Annotated in this window: 11 protein-coding genes; 8 read left to right on the top strand and 3 right to left on the bottom strand. The window is 59.3% G+C overall.

Annotated elements, in window-relative coordinates; translation table 11 throughout:
- Positions 1–487: 487 nt before the first annotated feature.
- The 6 genes from HMPREF2710_RS07645 to HMPREF2710_RS07620 all read left to right on the top strand — a co-directional run bounded on the left by HMPREF2710_RS07645 (position 488) and on the right by HMPREF2710_RS07620 (position 10,276).
- Positions 488–3,979: a bifunctional proline dehydrogenase/L-glutamate gamma-semialdehyde dehydrogenase gene (locus HMPREF2710_RS07645; RefSeq protein WP_070600431.1), complete on the top strand. Its 3,492-nt coding sequence runs from the start codon at positions 488–490 to the stop codon at positions 3,977–3,979.
- A gap of 436 nt (positions 3,980–4,415) precedes the next feature.
- Positions 4,416–4,808, top strand: coding sequence for a glycine cleavage system protein GcvH (gene gcvH, locus HMPREF2710_RS07640; RefSeq protein WP_070543359.1), 393 nt, complete (start codon positions 4,416–4,418; stop codon positions 4,806–4,808).
- A 597-nt stretch (positions 4,809–5,405) separates the two neighbouring features.
- Positions 5,406–6,179: a transcriptional regulator FtsR gene (locus HMPREF2710_RS07635; RefSeq protein WP_049337539.1), complete on the top strand. Its 774-nt coding sequence runs from the start codon at positions 5,406–5,408 to the stop codon at positions 6,177–6,179.
- Between the two features lie 716 nt (positions 6,180–6,895).
- On the top strand, positions 6,896–7,543 hold the full coding sequence (locus HMPREF2710_RS07630; protein WP_070600429.1) for a MerR family transcriptional regulator: 648 nt from the start codon (positions 6,896–6,898) through the stop codon (positions 7,541–7,543).
- A gap of 204 nt (positions 7,544–7,747) precedes the next feature.
- Positions 7,748–8,560 (top strand): ParA family protein, encoded by an 813-nt coding sequence (locus HMPREF2710_RS07625; RefSeq protein ID WP_049350368.1) that lies wholly within the window; start codon positions 7,748–7,750, stop codon positions 8,558–8,560.
- Positions 8,561–8,818: 258 nt separating this feature from the next.
- On the top strand, positions 8,819–10,276 hold the full coding sequence (locus tag HMPREF2710_RS07620) for a mycothione reductase (RefSeq protein ID WP_012903832.1): 1,458 nt from the start codon (positions 8,819–8,821) through the stop codon (positions 10,274–10,276).
- Between the two features lie 126 nt (positions 10,277–10,402).
- Here HMPREF2710_RS07620 and HMPREF2710_RS07615 read toward each other — a convergent pair whose 3' ends face one another.
- Together HMPREF2710_RS07615 and HMPREF2710_RS07610 are read right to left on the bottom strand one after the other, a co-directional pair.
- On the bottom strand, positions 10,403–12,565 hold the full coding sequence (locus HMPREF2710_RS07615) for an AMP-dependent synthetase/ligase (protein WP_070600427.1): 2,163 nt from the start codon (positions 12,563–12,565) through the stop codon (positions 10,403–10,405).
- Between the two features lie 152 nt (positions 12,566–12,717).
- A complete protein-coding gene (locus HMPREF2710_RS07610; protein WP_070600425.1) occupies positions 12,718–13,584 on the bottom strand; it encodes an alpha/beta hydrolase in 867 nt (288 codons plus the stop codon).
- Between the two features lie 225 nt (positions 13,585–13,809).
- On the opposite strand from HMPREF2710_RS07610, the gene HMPREF2710_RS07605 reads away from it, so the two are divergent.
- Entirely contained in the window at positions 13,810–14,559 is a 750-nt protein-coding gene (locus HMPREF2710_RS07605; RefSeq protein ID WP_070506767.1) for a lysophospholipid acyltransferase family protein, read from the top strand.
- Positions 14,560–14,895: 336 nt separating this feature from the next.
- The gene (locus tag HMPREF2710_RS07600) at positions 14,896–16,260 is read left to right on the top strand and encodes a class II 3-deoxy-7-phosphoheptulonate synthase (RefSeq protein ID WP_070543355.1); all 1,365 of its coding nucleotides are present in this window, start codon (positions 14,896–14,898) and stop codon (positions 16,258–16,260) included.
- A gap of 149 nt (positions 16,261–16,409) precedes the next feature.
- Here the strand turns inward: HMPREF2710_RS07600 and HMPREF2710_RS07595 are convergent, their stop codons facing one another.
- Entirely contained in the window at positions 16,410–18,098 is a 1,689-nt protein-coding gene (locus HMPREF2710_RS07595) for a serine/threonine protein kinase (protein ID WP_239669200.1), read from the bottom strand.
- Between the last annotated feature and the right edge of the window lie 67 nt (positions 18,099–18,165).

The raw sequence follows: 18,165 nt of genomic DNA, 5'->3' as shown, positions 1-18,165 counted from the left end.
TTCGGGTGGGTTGTGCTCCCGAACTCTTCCATGGTGCGTCTCTCATCGTGGACTCTTGTATATGGTACCGCGCGGGCTTCCGGCCGGCTCTTTTTGAGACGCTTGAAGTGGGGTGGTGGCATGTTGGCTTGTGTAGCGAGTATTTTCGCGCTGAATGTGATGATTCTTGGGGTTGAAGATGCTTTTGGGACTGGTTTTGAAGTGTTCGTCTGTTACGAAGTGGGTTCGATATTTGCGCTCTGAAAGTGCTAGCCTGAGAGAGATGGATAGCGATGCCGCTACAAACTTCACCTTGTCTCTTCGAACAGGAGGTTCGGAGGGGGCGCGGGGTGAAAACCTCACCGCACAATCATTTAGAAAAACTAAATGGATTTTGGAAAAAACATTCAGTTTTTCTAATGAGGTATTTATTACCCTTTTGTGGTGAAATAGAGACATCGCCAAACGTGGTGTGCACCGCACACAGTAAGATAGTTAGGAGTCAAGGATGACCCATCCTTTCGCATCTGAGCACTACCAGAAGATGGCTCTGGAAGCTCGTCAGCTTGTTCGTCAGTGGGTAAACGAGTCCCAGTCGATCAAGCCCACCTTCGCGGCTGAGCAGCTCGCCGGTGTTCTGAAGGACCCCAATGGTCTTCCCTTCACCGTCGGCTTTGTTGATGGCGTTATTCGCCCCGAGGACGACAACGTCTCCGGCCGCAACCTTTCCCGTATTTCCGGCCTGGCACCTTCCTTCCTGCCCTGGTACATGAAGTCCGCTGTTGGCTTCGGTGGCAAGCTGGCTGGTAAGGTCGCATGGCCCACTGTTCCCGTTGCACGCCGCGTGCTGCGCGAGATGGTCGGTCACCTGATCGTCGACGCTTCCGAGGAGAAGCTGGGCGACGCAATTGCAGAGCTGACCAAGACCGGTAACCGCCTGAACGTCAACCTGCTCGGTGAGGCAGTTCTGGGTGACAAGGAAGCAGAGCACCGCCTGGCTGAGACCAAGCGCCTGCTGGCACGTGACGACGTTGACTACGTCTCCATCAAGGTGTCCGCTGTTTCCGGCCCCCACCAGCACTGGGCATTCGACGAGGTTGTTGAGACTGCTGTTCGCCGCCTGACCCCGCTGTACGAGCTGGCTGCTTCTTCCTCCCCCAAGAAGTTCATCAACCTGGACATGGAGGAGTACAAGGACCTGGACCTCACCATTGAGGTATTCACCAAGATCCTGGACCAGCCCCAGCTGAAGGACCTGGAAGCAGGCATCGTGCTCCAGGCATACCTGCCCGACACCCTGGCTGCAATGCAGCACCTGCAGGAGTGGGCTGCAAAGCGCGTTGCTGCTGGCGGCGCAGGCGTCAAGGTCCGTCTGGTTAAGGGTGCAAACCTCTCCATGGAAATCGTGGAAGCTGTTATGCACGGCTGGCCGCTGACCACCTGGGACACCAAGCAGGCTGCTGACACCAACTACAAGCGCGTTCTGGACTACGCACTGCGCCCCGAGCACGTGAAGAACATCCGCCTCGGTATTGCAGGCCACAACCTCTTCGACGTTGCTTTCGCTCTGCTGCTGTCCGAGGACCGCGGTGTTAAGGATCGCGTCGAGTTCGAGATGCTGATCGGTATGGCTGAACAGCAGGCTGAGATTATCCGCCGCCGCGTTGGCCACCTGCTCCTGTACGTGCCCGTCGTGAACCCCAAGGAATTCGACGTTGCAATCGCATACCTGATCCGTCGCCTCGAGGAGAACGCTTCCTCCGAGAACTTCATGTCCGGTATCTTCGACCTGGCAACCGACGAGTCCATCTTCAAGCGCGAAGAGGACCGCTTCATGCGTGCACTGAACTCCGTCACCGATGAGGTTCCCGCATCCAAGCGCTCCCAGAACCGTCTGACCGAGAACGAGGACAACGTCTTCGTACCGGCAGGCCGCTTCGAGAACACCCCCGACACCGACCCCGCACTGGCAGGTAACCGTGAGTGGGGCCGCGCAATCCTCGAGCGCTCCAAGACCAGCAAGCTGGGCATCGACACCCTCAAGGCTAACGAGCTGACCAGCGAGGCTGAGGCTGAGAAGCTGATCAAGGAAGCTGAAGAAGCTGGCAAGGCATGGGGTAAGCTCTCCGGCCACGAGCGTGCAGAGATTCTGCGCAAGGTCGGTAAGGCTATTGCACTGCGCCGCGGTGACCTGCTGGAGGTTATGGCAGCTGAGGCTGGCAAGACCCTGGAGCAGGGCGACACCGAGGTCTCCGAGGCAATCGACTTCGCATACTACTACGCAATGCTGGCTGAGGACCTCGAGAAGATTGACGGCGCAAAGCACAAGTCCGTGGATGTGACCCTGGTTGTTCCCCCGTGGAACTTCCCGACCGCTATCCCCGCCGGTGGTGTTCTGGCTGGTCTGGCTGCAGGTTCTGCTGTCATCTTCAAGCCCGCAACCATCACCGCTCGCACCGGTGCCCTGATCGCAGAGATCATGTGGGAAGCAGGCGTTCCCAAGGAAGTTCTGAAGCTCGTCAAGGTTGTTGACCGCGCTGCAGGCAAGCTGCTCATCTCGCACCCCGAGGTTGACCGCCTGATCCTGACCGGTGGTTACGAGACCGCTGAGCTCTTCCGCTCCTGGCGTGATGACCTGCCCCTGTTCGGTGAGACCTCGGGTAAGAACTCGATTATCGTCACCCCGAACGCTGACATCGACCTTGCCGTCAAGGACGTCGTCTACTCGGCATTCGGCCACGCAGGTCAGAAGTGCTCCGCTGGTTCGACCGTTATCCTGGTTGGCTCCGTGGCACAGTCCGAGCGTTTCCGCCGCCAGCTGATTGACTCCGTCAGCTCCCTGCACGTGGCACACCCGCAGGACATTGAGTCCCAGATGGGTCCCGTTGTTCAGAAGCCGGAAGAGAAGCTGCTGCGCGGTCTGACCACCCTCGGCCCGGGCGAGCGCTGGCTCATCCAGCCGAAGGAACTGGACGAGACTGGCCGCCTGTGGAGCCCCGGTGTTCGTGAAGGCGTCAAGCCCGGTTCCGAGTACCACATGACTGAGTACTTCGGCCCCATCCTGGGTATCATGACCGCTGACACCCTGGAAGAAGCAATCGAGCTGCAGAACGCACCCGATTACGGCCTGACCGCAGGTCTGCACTCGCTGGATGCTGATGAGCTCGAGCTGTGGCTCTCCAAGGTTCAGGCAGGTAACCTGTACGTCAACCGTGCAATTACCGGTGCAATCGTTCAGCGTCAGCCCTTCGGTGGTTGGAAGAAGTCCACCGTGGGTTCCGGTACCAAGGCTGGTGGCCCCAGCTACCTGATCGCTCTGTCCGATTGGGAGCCCGTACAGGCAACCGCAACCGCTGTCACCCACTCCGTGACCGTCCGCGAGACCCTGGCTACCATCGAGAACTCCGAACTGGGCAAGCGTGAGGACTTCGGCTTCATCAAGCGCGGTGTCTCCTCTGACGCACACGCTTGGGACACCGAGTTCGGCTTCGGTCACGATCCCTCGAAGCTGGGCGTCGAGCGCAACATCCTGCGCTACGTACCCACCCAGGTTCTGGTTCGTGCAGACGAGTCCGCATCCGCAGCAGAGACCCTGCGTGTTGTGCTCGCCGGTCTGGCAGCTAACGCACCGGTCGCTCTGTCCGTCGGTAAGGACCTGCCGGTCGACGTCCGTGGCGTCCTCGAGAACAAGGGCGTCAAGTACGAAGTCAAGTCGGACGCTCAGTTCCGCGAGTACCTGGCTTCGAACGCTAAGACCCCGGTTCGCGCACTGGCTGGTACCCCGCTGGAAGGCACCCGTATCCGCTACATCGGTAACGATGAGAAGTCCATCTACTCGGCACTGGGTGGTCGCCCGGACGTTGCAGTGTACTTCGCACCCGTCACCGAGGCTGGCCGTATCGAGATGCTGCCCTTCCTCCGCGAGCAGGCTGTTTCGATTACCGCACACCGTTTCGGTAACCCGAACCACTTCTCCGAGCGCGTCATTTCTTCCCGCTAAGGCGCTGTGAGAGTTTAGCTCTCTCGTCTAAGGCTCAGGGCCCTGCACCTTCATGGTGTGGGGTCCTGAGCCTTTTTGTGCGCCCTGTACCTTTTGCTCGTCGTGTTGTACCCGTTGTGTGCACCGTATCCCTTCCGTAGGCTCCATAACGTACGGAGACGCCCGGTAATTGGGGAGTGGCTTTGTAGAGTGTACGCAGCGGAGCGAATGATAAATAGCGGGACTAATCGGCTCTTGAGAATGGCTGGAGGGGCTGGGCACAGTCTAGTAGATGAAAAATAATGTCTTAGAAGTAGTACGGGGGTGTTTAGACGTGCCCCGCGTTACTTCTTATGTGATAATTGGTGTAGGACGTTTCGCTATCCCACACGCGGAACGACACCGTGCGCGGGACGGTCCGCGCTACGCAAAATCACACTGAAAGGACACCGCTGCTATGAGCAACGTTCCCGCAGAACTCTCGTACACTTCTGAGCACGAGTGGGTTTCCGCTCTCACCGCTGAGGGCACCGTCCGTGTTGGTATTACCGACCACGCTCAGGATGCACTGGGTGACGTCGTCTACATCGACCTTCCCTCTGTCGGCGACTCTGTAGCTGCTGAGGATAGCTTCGGTGAGATTGAGTCCACCAAGTCTGTCTCTGATCTTTTCGCTCCTATCGCGGGCGAGATTGTTGCAGTGAACGAGGGTCTGGAAGATGATCCCGCGCTGGTTAACTCTGACCCCTACGGCGAGGGCTGGATTGTTGAGATTCGCCCCGAGAACGCTGATGACCTGGCAAACCTGCTGGATGCAGAAGCATACAAGGCCGAGCTGGACAAGCTCTAAGTCGATAGACTTCTAAGACCTTCTATAGGCCTCAGATAAGAGGTACGTAGTGGTGAGACGGCGAGACCGATTGGTCTCGCCGTTTTTCTTTTAAAATGCACACAAACGCAAATAGTGGGGTGCATTTAAGGTTCTTCTTGAGGGTGTCTAAACCTGTTGAAGAGGCTTGAAAGATGACTAAACCCCAAGTGGGAGCCTCTTTCAAGTTAAATGTGATGAAAACTTCAACTATCGCGAGAAGATAAAATTTTCCTTGTAAAGCAGTCCAATGTGGGAAAAGTATGTTCACAATAGTGGAATTTTGTTAAAATTGGTACTGCCACTGCTGGAAAGTGTCTGAATGTGTGGTTATTTTTGGGTTCAAAACGCCCCTGAAAAGGGTGAACTGAATAGCAAAATGCCTTGTGAGGCTATAAGATTGTCTCGAAGGTTTGCGGTTTATCATTTCGTGATAAACAACTAAACTTATCTATCACACTCTCAACACTAAGCAAAGATGTTCGGTACGCTGCGATAACCCCTCGCCAGGGGAACGAGCCACTCACTCAAATTTCGGCTCGTATCGACATCGTCTGAACAAGTACCCGAAAGACATAGATGACCTCACGCATCGATGAGAACCTCACTAACGCTGAGGTTCAACTAGAGGACGTGGAGAACGGCGGCTCTGACCGTAACCCGCGTGACGTTAAGAGCCGGACCATTGGTCAGGTTCTTAGCCAGCTTGACCTGGAGTTCCCCGGAATTAGTGCATCCAAGATCCGTTTCCTGGAGGAGCGCGGTCTCGTGCACCCCAGCCGTACCGAAACCGGTTACCGCAAGTACTCCCAGACGGATATTGAGCGCCTGCGCTACATCCTCACCATGCAGCGCGACCACTACATGCCGCTCAAGGTAATCCGTCAGCACCTGGAGGACATGGAAGCCGGTCGCGTACTGAACTCCATGCCTGCCACCGTAAGCGAAGACGTGCTAGACACCGTCCTTGGCCCGAACGAGCAGGAAGGTCGCACCTACACTCTCCGCGAGCTGGCAGAATACGCTAACACCACCCCCGAACTGATTCGCGAGCTGATTGACTTTGGACTGCTCGAAGACGGTTCGGATGTGGAGTACACCGATTACGATGTGCTGATTGCCCGCGTTAGTGCAGAACTGACCCAGCACGGCATTCAGCCTCGTCACCTGCGTGCATTCAAGTCTGCGGCAGACCGCGAAATTTCCCTCGTGGAAATTGCGGTGGCTCCGCTGGCATCACGCCGCGACGCAGCCTCCCAGGCTCAGGCGCAGGAACGAGCCGACAAGATCCGTAAGTTGTGTCTGCAGTTGCACGCAACTCTCGTCGAATCGGCGATGCCTACCTACGAGTAGGCGCACGAAGGCGCAGACTACCGGACAGTCTGTCCCTCGTAAACCCTCAGCGGTTCTACCGCACCCCAAACGGGGATTTCCCTCGGGAAACACCACTGACCATGGTGATTCCCTCTATAGTCCCTACCCCTTACCAACGGGTAGCGGCCTCTAGACTTGGACGAAGCCGACGCTGGCACGCTCGGAATTTCTACCCCTTCGTCCAACACGAAGAGCTTTCTCACCAGGGGGCTCCCGGCCTGCCAAGGCTGTTCACTCAACTCAGCTGTAAATGCGTACGGACTGCTCCGTACGCATTTACTTTTTAAACTCCCCTGTGGGATGGATACCCAGAAAAAGCGAGGAGAATAGCGGGGGAGGAGCACCCCCACAGGGCGTTAAAGAGGTACGAATGAATCTGAAAAGATCATTCGCTTCGGTGGGTTCAATTTTAAGTAGAGCCCTCTATCAGTTAAAATAGATTGAACAACCGCGCCTATCGCGCATCGGTCGCACTATCGAATCGTGTTCTACGAACCGAATAGTCGAGCCAATGTGTAGTATTGAAAACCGCGTAGCTAACCTCGCAGAGGGAAGCCACGCGAATCATAGATGCAGATTCTAAGGCCTAGCCCTAGAATCTCACCCCGAAAATCGGGGCTACACCGGAACGAAGTCGACCACATTTGATAGGGCGCGGTGAATCGCATTAAACGGGTTAACGAAAAGGAGGGACCGTGCTAGAGCAGCAGGTAGCCGAAAATGCAGGCGAGGCCGCAGGCACCCATGAGGCACTCCAGGGCTTCGACCAGCCCCTGGATGGCTTCGACACCCTCTTCCCCGTAGCGCCGCCTCCGCGCGGTGAACAAGGCGTACTCTTCACCGACCCGGTCTCTGTCGTCGAGGAAAACCTCGGCTACCGTGGCGCCGTCGCCTGCAAGGCAGCAGGCATCACCTACCGTCAGCTCGACTACTGGGCACGCACCGACCTGGTTGTACCCACCGTGCGTAGCGCCTCCGGCTCCGGTACCCAGCGCCTCTACAGCTTCCGCGATGTGCTCGTGCTTAAGATTGTGAAGCGACTGCTCGACACCGGCGTGTCCCTGCAGCAGATTCGCACCTCCATCGAGCATCTGCGTACCCGCGGCATTGACGACCTCGCGAACATCACCCTGATGAGTGACGGTACCACCGTCTACGAATGCACCTCCCCGAGCGAGGTTATCGACCTGGTTCAGGCTGGTCAGGGCGTCTTCGGTATCGCGATTGGCCGCGTCTGGCGCGAAATCGAAATGAACCTCAACGGCCAGCCCGGCGAAGAAATGCACGAAAGCTTCGAAGGCGACGAACTCGCCGCCCGCCGTGCCCGCCGTGCACAGGCATAAAGCACAGGCCTAAACCACAAAACTTGAACCTGCCCGCGCTCACTACCTACCAGGTGGCGAGCGCGGGCAGAAGTTTTAAACCCGAGGGAATATTCATTGCTCACTTGAGAAAAAACTCAAGATAAACCCCTGTCAGACCCGGAAGAAAAGCGAAGATTCGCTAAAATAAAGGGGCATTACACCTCACTCATAAAAGGGACCTGCATGCCCCGCATCGTCAGTATCAGCAGCCTCAAGGGTGGCGTTGGCAAAACGTCCATCACTTTGGGGCTCGCCTCCGCGGCATTACACAGCGGACTCTCCACACTCGTTATTGACCTCGACCCCCACGGCGACGCCAGCACCGGTCTGGCGGTGGATGAAACCATCCCCGACGTTGCCTCCCTGATTGCCAGCTCCAATGAGCGTGCCTTCGCGGAGGAAGCCGGTAGCTCCTCTTGGAACTCGCTCGTCGGCAAACCCACCCTGCTGACCAATAACCCCGTGACCACCGGTAGCGTGAAGGTGGCGCGCGGTTCGGCTCGTTCCACCCTCGTGGACCGGCAGGAAGCCGCGCCGTTCATCCGCCGATTCAAGCGCATGGTGGAGGCGGCTGCGGACGCCTACGACGTCATCCTGATCGACTGCCCGCCGTTCCTCGGAACCCTGTCTTCGATGGGCTGGGCGGTTAGTGAGCGCATCCTCTCGGTCGCTGAGCCTTCCCTTTTCTCTGTAGCGGGCACCGAACGAACCCTGCGCGCCATCGTGCGTTTTCAACAGGAAAGCGGCATCAGCATTGACGGTGCGGGAGTAGTTATCAACAAGATGCGCCCCAACGACAGCGAACACCGCTACCGACGCGACGAAATGCGTTCCCTCTTCGGCGAGCTCGTGGCAGAACCCGTGCTCGCTGAAAGCCCCGTGCTGCAGCGCGCCCAGGGTGCCGCGTACCCGATTCATTTTTGGCCCGACGAAGAATCGGTTGATCCCGCCATTGACTTCACCCGCCTGCTGGCTGGGCTCATGGCTGATCTCTAAGCGCAGACATCTACGGATTACTAATCTGCGGGCTAATATCGTTTCAATGCTTGAGTGCGTCTTCTCAAAGAACCGCTGTGTTCTCAGCGCTGTGTTCTTGGGGAGGGCGCACTTTCGCATATCCGTCACCATTGATACGAGATGGCGGGAATAGCGTGCCGCCCATACACGTTATAGTGGCAGTAACAGAAATAACCCCGTCATCGAGGGGCACGCTGGGGACAAGCCCAGCCTCAACATCATCAACGAGAGGACCACATGAGCATCGAGAACGTAGAACGCATTGACGGCGTAGCACAGTACGACCTCATCGTCATCGGCTCCGGATCCGGCAACACCCTCATCGGCCCCGAATGGGACGACAAGAAGGTCGCCCTCATCGACGGCGGTATCTTTGGCGGCACCTGCCTGAACGTTGGCTGCATCCCCACCAAAATGTACGTCTACCCGGCGACCATCGCGCAGAAGACCCGCGAGGTCAAGCACCTGGGCGTCGACGCACACGTAGACGCCGTGCACTGGGCGCAGATTCGTGACCGTATCTTTGCCTCCCGCATTGACCAGATTGTTGAAGGCGGCCGCAACTGGCGTGCCGGTCTGCCCAACGTCGACTTCTACGACCAGTACGCGCGCTTCGTCGGCTCCCACACCGTCGAGCTGACCGACGGCACCCGCCTGCAGGGCCGCCAGATTGTTGTTGCGGCAGGTTCACGCGCCGTGCTGCCTCCCGTACCCGGTATCGACTCCTCCAAGGTCTACACCAATGACAACGTCATGCGCATGGACGAGCTGCCCGCCCGTATGGTCGTCATCGGCGGCGGCGTGATTGCGGCAGAATTCTCCCACGTTTTCTCCGCATTCGGTACCGAAGTAACCCAGCTGAACCGCTCCTCCCGCCTGCTGCGCGGCGTGGACGAAGAGGTCGTGGCACGTTTTGAAGAAGCCGCAAGCAAGCAGTGGAACATTGTCAAGGATGCGTCCCTCTCCGAAATCCGTGAGAACGCCGACGGTAGCGTAACCGTCGTAGCTAAGCACACTACCGAGAACGGTGAAGAACTGCTCGAAATCCCGGCAGACGCTGTGCTCGTGGCAACCGGCCGCCGCCCCAACACCGACACCCTCAACGCGAAGAACTACTTCGACGTGCAGGACGGCGGTCAGCTCAGCGTCGATAAGTACCAGCGCGTGCTCTACAACGGCGCGCCCGTACCCGGCGTCTACGCCCTCGGCGACGTGTCCAGCCGCTACCAGCTCAAGCACGTGGCAAACCACGAGGCACGCGTTGTGCAGCACAACCTCAGCCACCCCGAGGACCTGCGTGCCAGCGACCACCGCTACGTACCGGCTGCCGTCTTCAGCAACCCGCAGATTGCTGTGGTCGGCATGACCGAAGAGCAGGCGCGCCAGGCGGCTGAACGTGAAGGCTTTGAGATTACCGTCAAGGCACAGAACTTTGGCGACACCGCCTACGGCTGGGCAATGGAAGACAAGATTGGCCTGTGCAAGCTCATTGCCCGTAAGGACAACGGTGAGCTGCTCGGTGCACACCTGGTCGGTGAAGAGTCCTCCGTGCTCATCCAGCCGCTCCTGCAGGCAATGAGCTTCGGCATGGATGCGCGCACCCTCGCACGCGGCCAGTACTGGATTCACCCGGCACTGACCGAAATCGTTGAGAACGCGCTGCTCGGTCTGGAATTCGACGAGCCCGCAAACTAAGAACCCGCCATCTAACGACGGCTAGATAACGTCCGAAAATCGAGGTTTCTAGCGAACAAACAGAGAGGAGGGGATCGTACCTAAGCGGTACGACCCCCTCCTCTCGTTATTGGTGGCCAGAGCCGGTTATGCCTTGTCGCTGTCAGACTTCTGCGGGTTCTGCTCTGCAACAGTCTTCTTCTCAGTCTGCGCGGGCTTCTCAGCGGGAGCATTAGCGGAAGACTTCTCAGCCTTTTTTACCTCTTCAGCCTCCTCTTCCTGAGGCTTCTGCATCATCTCGGCGGTCTGTTCACGCAGCTCCTCAAACTTCTCAGCCGCCTGCTCACGCAGCTCGGCAAGACGCTCCGCCTGGTGGTCCGCGTACTCGTGCAGACGCTCTGCCGCCTGCTCACGCAGTTCAGCGAACTTCTCAGACTGCTCCGCCGCGTACTCCTGCAGGCGAGCCAAAGAATCCGACGTGCTATCGGAAACCTTGCCGTACATCTCATCCACGTAGGAGGAGAAGTCCTGCAGAATCTTCGCGCGGCGCAACTTCTGCGAAGGAGTCAGATAGCCGTCCGCCTCGGTCAGATCGCGGTTCATAATGCGGAACTCGCGAATACCCTCAGCGCGGGAAACCAACTGGTTCGCCTCGTCCACGAGCTTCTGAACTGCAGCACGAACCGCCGGGTGAACAGCAGCCTCCGGGATGGAGAGCGAACGCGGCAGACCCAAGTGCTCCAACTGCTCGGGCAGGGTATCCGGATCCAGGGTCACCAGAGCCGCAACGAACGGCTTCTCATCGCCTACCAGCATCGCCTGAGAAACCAGGGGAGAGGTACGAAGATGAGTCTCCGCAATACCCGGAATCACGTTCTTACCGCCGGCGGTGACAATGATTTCCTTCTTGCGGCCCACAATCTTCAGGTAGCCGCGCTCATCGAAATGAGCCAGGTCACCGGTACGGAACCAGCCGTCCTCAGTGAACGCCTGAGCGTCCTCTTCGGGGTTCTTGTAGTAGCTGCTAATCACGCCCACGCCACGAACCAGAAGCTCGCCGTCCTCAGCAATATAGCCTTCGGAACCGGGGATGAGCGGGCCAATCATGCCAATCTGGTACGGGTTGATGCGGCCAGCCGCAATCGGGGCGCAGGTCTCGGTCAGGCCGTAACCCTCAACCACCTGCACGCCCACCGCGTGGAAGAAGTGCGCCAGGCGCTCGCCGAGGGGACCGCCGCCGGAGACCGCGTAGCGCAGCTCGCCGCCCAGAGCCGCACGCAGCTTGGAGTACACGAGACGGTCGTACAGGGCGTACTGCGCCGCGAGCTTGAAAGATACATGTCCGGTGACCTTCGCCTTCGACCAGGCAATCGCGATGTCCACCGAGCGGTCGAAAAGAGCTTTGTTGAGAGAACCGCCCTTCTCTGCCTTGGCCTTGGCCCCCTCATACACCTTCTCGAAGACTCGGGGGACCACCAGCAGCATGGTCGGCTTGAAGCTATCAAGGTCGGCCGCGAGGTTCTTAATGTTCGGGGAGTGGCCGATAACCACACCGGCGTCCAGGGCCAGCACCTGAATCAGGCGAGCCAGCACGTGGGCCAGCGGCAGGAAGAGAATCGACGAGTTGCGGGGGTTCGCAATTTCGCTTTCCACGAAGCGCGTGTTGGCGCTCAGGTTCAGGAAATTGCCGTGGGTGAGCGGGCAACCCTTGGGGCGGCCGGTCGTGCCGGAGGTGTACACAATGGTCGCGAGGTCGTCACAACCGGCTGCGGAACGTACCTGCTCCAGCCGCTCATCGCTTACCTCGGAGGCGCGAGTGCTCAGGGTATCGAGGTCACCGTTCTCAATGACCCAGCGGTGCTTGAGCTGGCACGGTTCAGAAGTGGAAGCGGCGTATTCTTCAGCCTCAGCCACACGATTCAGGAGCTTCTCATCCTCGACGAAGATGGCGACAGCCTCAGAATGGGACAGCGCCCATGCAGCCTGGGCGGCAGCGTTCGTCTCATATACCGGCACGGAGACAGCACCGGCATACCAGATGGCGAAGTCAATGACGGTCCACTCGAAGCGGGTGCGGCTCATAATGCCCACACGGTCACCCGGGCGGATACCCGCAGCAATCATGCCCTTAGCCAGGTCGGTCACCATCTGGTGGAACTGCTGGGCTCGAACCGGCTGCCAGTTACCCGGCGACATCTGACGGCGGTACAGCACCGGGTTGGAGCTATCGGCTCGGTGGCGCTCAACAATGCTTGTCAGGTTCAGCGAGGGGTCGACAAGAACCTCAGCGGGAGTGGAGAAGACTTTCATAATGCGCCTTTCAAATCAGGGCGTAAGCTCGGGCGGTCCGGTGCCGCGGGCTGTCCTCGATTTCTCGAGGTGCCGTGATGGCTTTCTGAGTGTTCTGTCCACCGCGGCGGGTGATGCATTCGCCGGTGTGCAGCGGGCGGAACTGTCAGAATTTAGTGGTTTAGTGATGCGACAAAAGCTTGAACAGTAGAGAGAAGATACTCGGCGTCGTAGTCGAGCGTTGCCACATGGTAGCTGCGGGTCAGCCACCTAAATTCTACAGGAACTGAACAATGTTCGAGAAAATATTTATGGGAGCTATCCGACACAGTATGATCGCCCAGTGAACGCAAATACAGAACCGGCGACTTCAACTGCGGGATCAGAGCACGAGTCTCAGCACCCAAAAGATGTAGCTGATGCACTGCTGCCGTTGGAACGATAGAATACGCGCCCTCGCTCACACCCGGAACCGCAATATCAGACCCGATCGCCTTGAGCACCGGCAGAACCTTCGACACCTTACCGGCGTGACGCATCATCGGGTTCACATCCACCATGTAGGGGTTGATGAGTACCGTACCCGCCACCGGCAGGCGCGCCGACAGATGGGTCGCCACCGTGCCGCCCATCGACATACCAACGACCATCACACGCAGACCCTGATCGGCTAGGCGACGGTACCCCTGCTCGGCAGAAGCTAGCCACTGCTCATAGGTGCTATCGCGCAAATCTTTCCAATGAGTACCGTGACCGGTCAGCAACGGCATCTCCACCGCATACCCGAGCTCCATAAAATGCTGAGCCAACGGGCGCATGCTATGCGGTGAACCCGTAAAACCGTGCACCAGCAAAATACCCACAGAATGCTGCGCCGGGTCAGGACTAAAAGAAACGGGGGAGTGATCGAACGCTTCCTGGTCGCCCTCGAGGCGACGCGCCAGGGAGTCCTTAACATTTTGGGTCGCTAGAAGCCTGCGCTCGCGAGCCTTGCGGTGCATCCGCTTGAGCGGCTCCAACGAGTTATCAAAAATGCTCATGGTCCTCCTTAGCCAACCTGCGCGAATATGAACGCAGGTGCAGGCTCTATAGCGTACCCCGACCGGCTACCGCGGGCACAGCGCCGATGCTGGTATATCGCCTCCAGCGCACCCAATACACCGGTGCGCAGAAAAATCGTTCTCTTTTCTTTAATTATCGCGCGTTCTCTCGCGCCTCTCCAGACACGCTAGAATTGAGCCGGGAACATTCAGAGAGGAGACCCCATGCCTAACGCCGCCCTCTATTCAACGCTCAAGATTCTTGGCTCCCCCCTGCTGCAGGGACTGTACCACCATGACGTGGTGGGCCTTGAGAATCTGCCCGAGGGTCCCTACATTGTCGCAAGCAACCACCTGGCGTTCTGTGACTCCATTTTCATTCCTCTCGCCATGCCTCGCACCGTGAACTTCCTCGCCAAGAGCGACTACTTCACCACCCCCGGCGTGAAGGGCCGTGCCATGGCGGCGTTCTTCCGCGGCGTCGGCCAGCTTCCCATGGACCGCTCCGGCGGCCAGAAGAGCCAGGAATCCCTCAATGCCGGCGCGCAGGTCCTCAAGGACGGCGGCATCATCGGCATCTATCCCGAAGGCACCCGTAGCCCCGACGGACGCGGCTACCGCCCCAAGGTCGGTGTCGCCCGCCTCGCAGTTGAAGCAGGCGTGCCCGTAGTGCCCGTCGGACAGATCGGTACCGACCTGATTCAGCCCTCCGGCTCGAACCGTATCCGTCTGCGCCATGACGGCAAGCCCATCCAGGTGCGTACCATTATCGGCAAGCCCCTCACCTTCGAGGAATACACCGACGGCTCAGACCTGAGCCACCGCGTTCAGCGTGAAATCGCCGACCGTATTGGCTCCGAGATCCGTGCCCTCAGCGGCCAGGAATACGTGGACGTGTACGCCGACCGCGTCAAGAAGCTCATGGCTGATAAAAACATGAGCGCTGATGAGGCGGTCGCACACCTGCAACGCTAAACGTTGAGACAACACCCTGAGACAGCACCCCGGGTGCACACATACGACAGATACACACATGCGCCAGAGGGCGGGATGCGGTACGTGCCGCATCCCGCCCTTTCGTATGCCGTTCTGTCAGGGCGCTTTTCACCCCTCGTATCGCCGACACCGGGTGGCGCCATCTAAACATGTGAGATGTACCTGACTGCAGGGTTAGGTGTTGAAGCAAGCAAGAGTACAATTAGGTCTATTCAGCCTGAAGAATCGCAAGCCAGCACGCCGCACACGGCGCGCCGAGCACCCGAAACGGCGGCTGAATCAGAAAACGCACAAGACCATCCCAATGGAGTGAAGATGAGCAATCAAAACCTCAGCACCTCGCAGGCCCCCGACCACGGCCTGGACACCTGGCGTCAGCTGCACATTGACCAGCAGCCTACCTGGAGCGAGCACGAAGATTTTGAGAGCACCATCGCCGAGCTGAACTCGGTACCGCCGCTCGTTTTCGCCGGTGAGGTCGACGCCATGCGCCAGGCACTCGGTGAGGTTGCTGAAGGCCGCGCATTCCTCCTGCAGGGCGGCGACTGTGCAGAAACCTTCGCGGGTGCAACCGCCGACAAGATCTCCGGCCGCGTCAAGACCATCCTGCAGATGTCTGCAGTGCTCACCTACGGCGCCTCCATGCCCGTGGTGAAGATGGGTCGCATGGCGGGTCAGTTCTCCAAGCCGCGCTCCGCAGACATGGAAACCCGCGGCGACATCACCCTGCCCTCCTTCCGCGGCGAGACCGTCAACGGCTTCGACTTCACCCCCGAAGCACGCGTGCACGACCCCAAGCGCATGTTGCGCGGCTACCACACCAGCGCCTCCACCCTGAACCTGGTGCGCGCCTTCACCAAGGGCGGCTTCGCAGACCTGCGCGCCGTACACCAGTGGAACCGCGGCTTCACCTCCAACCCCGCGCATGAGCGCTACGAGAAGACTGCCAGCGAAATTGGTCGCGCCCTCAAGTTCATGGAAGCCTGCGGCGTTAACTTCGAAGCACTCAAGACCACCGACATGTACGTCGGCCACGAAGCCCTGGTAATGGACTACGAGCGTGCCCTCACCCGCATCGACTCGCGCACCCAGCTGCCCTACGACACCTCCGCACACTTCCTGTGGATTGGCGAGCGCACCCGCGGCGTCAACGATGCACACGTGGACTTCCTCTCCAAGGTCCGCAACCCCATCGGCGTGAAGCTGGGCCCGACCACCACCGCAGAGGATGCACTCGCACTGATCGATAAGCTCGACCCGAACCGCGAACCCGGCCGCCTGACCTTCATCACCCGCATGGGCGCAAAGAACATCCGCGAGAAGCTGCCCGCAATCGTTGAGGGCGTGCAGGCTGAAGGCGCGAAGATCGTCTGGGTCACCGACCCGATGCACGGCAACACCATCTCCGTGCCCTCCGGCTACAAGACCCGCCGCTTCGACGACGTGCTCGACGAGGTTCGCGGCTTCTTCGAGGTGCACGAGGCTCTGGGCACCTTCCCCGGCGGTATCCACGTGGAGATGACCGGCGACGACGTAACCGAATGCCTGGGCGGCTCCGACGCCATCGACGAGGCAGCACTGGCAGACCGCTACGAGTCCCTGTGCGACCCGCGCCTGAACCACTCGCAGTCCCTGGAAATCGCGTTCCTGGTCTCCGAGTACCTCAAGAACCGCGCATAAAACGCTCACGCTTTTCGCCGCGATAGGTGGCGGAGAGTAGCAGACGCGACAATGCCCGGGTCTTCACTCACACTGAGTGAAGACCCGGGCACGTGCGTTTAAGTAGCGCGCGGTACAAACGGGGAAAAGACGCTCAGGAAGGCGCGCTGCTAGAAGGTCAGGAACGCCTCAATATTGCGCCACCACTGAGACTGCACGAGCGAGGTCGCAAGCCACCAGCCGGTAAAGCTCGAACCCATACCCAGCAGAATGAGCGCGAGAGCCCAACCGCCCACCGCCATACCGGAGGGCGGAGTCCTAAACTGCTTAGCGGGCAGGCGAGGATCCTTCTTCGAAGACTGAGCGGAATCATCAGAAATACCCGCAGACTCCTCAGCCTCAGAAGCGCTCGCCGAGCTCTTAGCCTTCGAACGGCGCGAACCCGAGGGGCTCAACGAACGCTCGGCATGAATCGGTGCGTACTCGCCGTGAGCTGAGATAAACTCCTGCTCTGTCTGCGGGCCAATACCAACGGACTGAGTGAGCGGGCCCTTCGCAGCTGCGGCGCGGCGGCCCATGAACGAGCCCAGGCCGCGCTTGCCGGATTTGCCCTTTGCGCCGTCCGGCTCATCCTCAGAGTCGTCAGCATCGGAGGCAGAACTCACCAGCGGCGGAATGCCCTGGCGGTTCAGCACGGAGTCCTCAGCGTCCACGTCGGCAAGGTGCACGCCCTGACCGGTTGCCGAGGCATCGTACACGAGGCTGTCGGGGGAGTACACATCGTACGCCAGCAGATCGCGGGCATCGCTAAACGCACTAATCGGGGTGTTACGCACCATCTGCGCGGCACCGCTACGCTCCGCAATATCGGCAACAGCCTCCCAGAGGGGAAGCTCCGGCTCCGGGCACGAGGGGGCACGCCAGGCGCGCTCAGCCTCACCCAGCGACTCAGAAATCTCCAGCAGAGCCGTAAACAGCTCGGTCGCATCCTCCGGGCGGGCGTGAGGCTGCTTGCGGGTACACCACGAAATCAGCCCCGCAATATCGCGGTCCGCACCCGGCGCCACATCGGTCAGCGCGGGCATCTCAATGTTGGCGTTGTGGTAGAGCACCTGCTGGTCATTCTCCAGACCCACAAAGGGCAGACGACCCGAAAGCATGCGGTACATCATCACACCGAGCGCAAAAATATCAGCCTGCGCGCCGACCTTCACCTTTGGATCCAGGACCTCCGGCGCAACGTAGGCGGGGGTGCCCATGGGTGCGCCCGCATCCACCTGATCGTCACGGCGGGAAAGACCAAAGTCCGTGAGCTTCACCTGACCGTTAGCGTCGAGAAGAATATTGCCCGGCTTAATATCGCCGTGCAGGTAGCGGTTCGCGTGCACCTCCGAGAGCGCCTCCACCACCGGAATGAGAATATCCAGAGCCTCACCCAGGGACAGGGCATTACGCACACGCAACAGCTGGCTCAGGGTGCAACCGTGCACATACTCCAAGACGATGTACATGACCATCTCGCCCGAAAAATATTCGGTACCCGAAGAAATCACACCCACCGTATGCCCGCCGCCGCCCACCTGGCGCATCGAACGCTCTTCACGGTGGAACTTCTGGCGGTTCGCCGCATCCTTCGCCAGGGTGGGGGAGAGGACCTTGAGCGCGACCGGGTTATTCGACCACAGGTCCAGCGCATAATAGACCTCGCTCATGCCGCCGCGGCCAATGAGCGAACCCACCTGGTAATGACCCTCAATAATGGCGCCACTGAGCCACTGCGAAGAACCGATAGCGGTATCCGGGGCAGCGGGGCGAGTGGCGGGAGGAACAGAAGTATTTGCAGAAGAACGAGGGGTCACAGGAGAAATCCGGCGTGGGCTGGGAGTATTCATACGTCTCAACATTTTAGCCCGCCCACCTGGGCAG

The organism is Rothia sp. HMSC069D01, from assembly GCF_001810135.1.
In the GTDB taxonomy this organism is placed as follows: Bacteria; Actinomycetota; Actinomycetes; order Actinomycetales; family Micrococcaceae; genus Rothia.
Note: the sequence above shows the minus strand (reverse complement) of the source record. Positions and strands in the feature narration are given on the sequence as shown.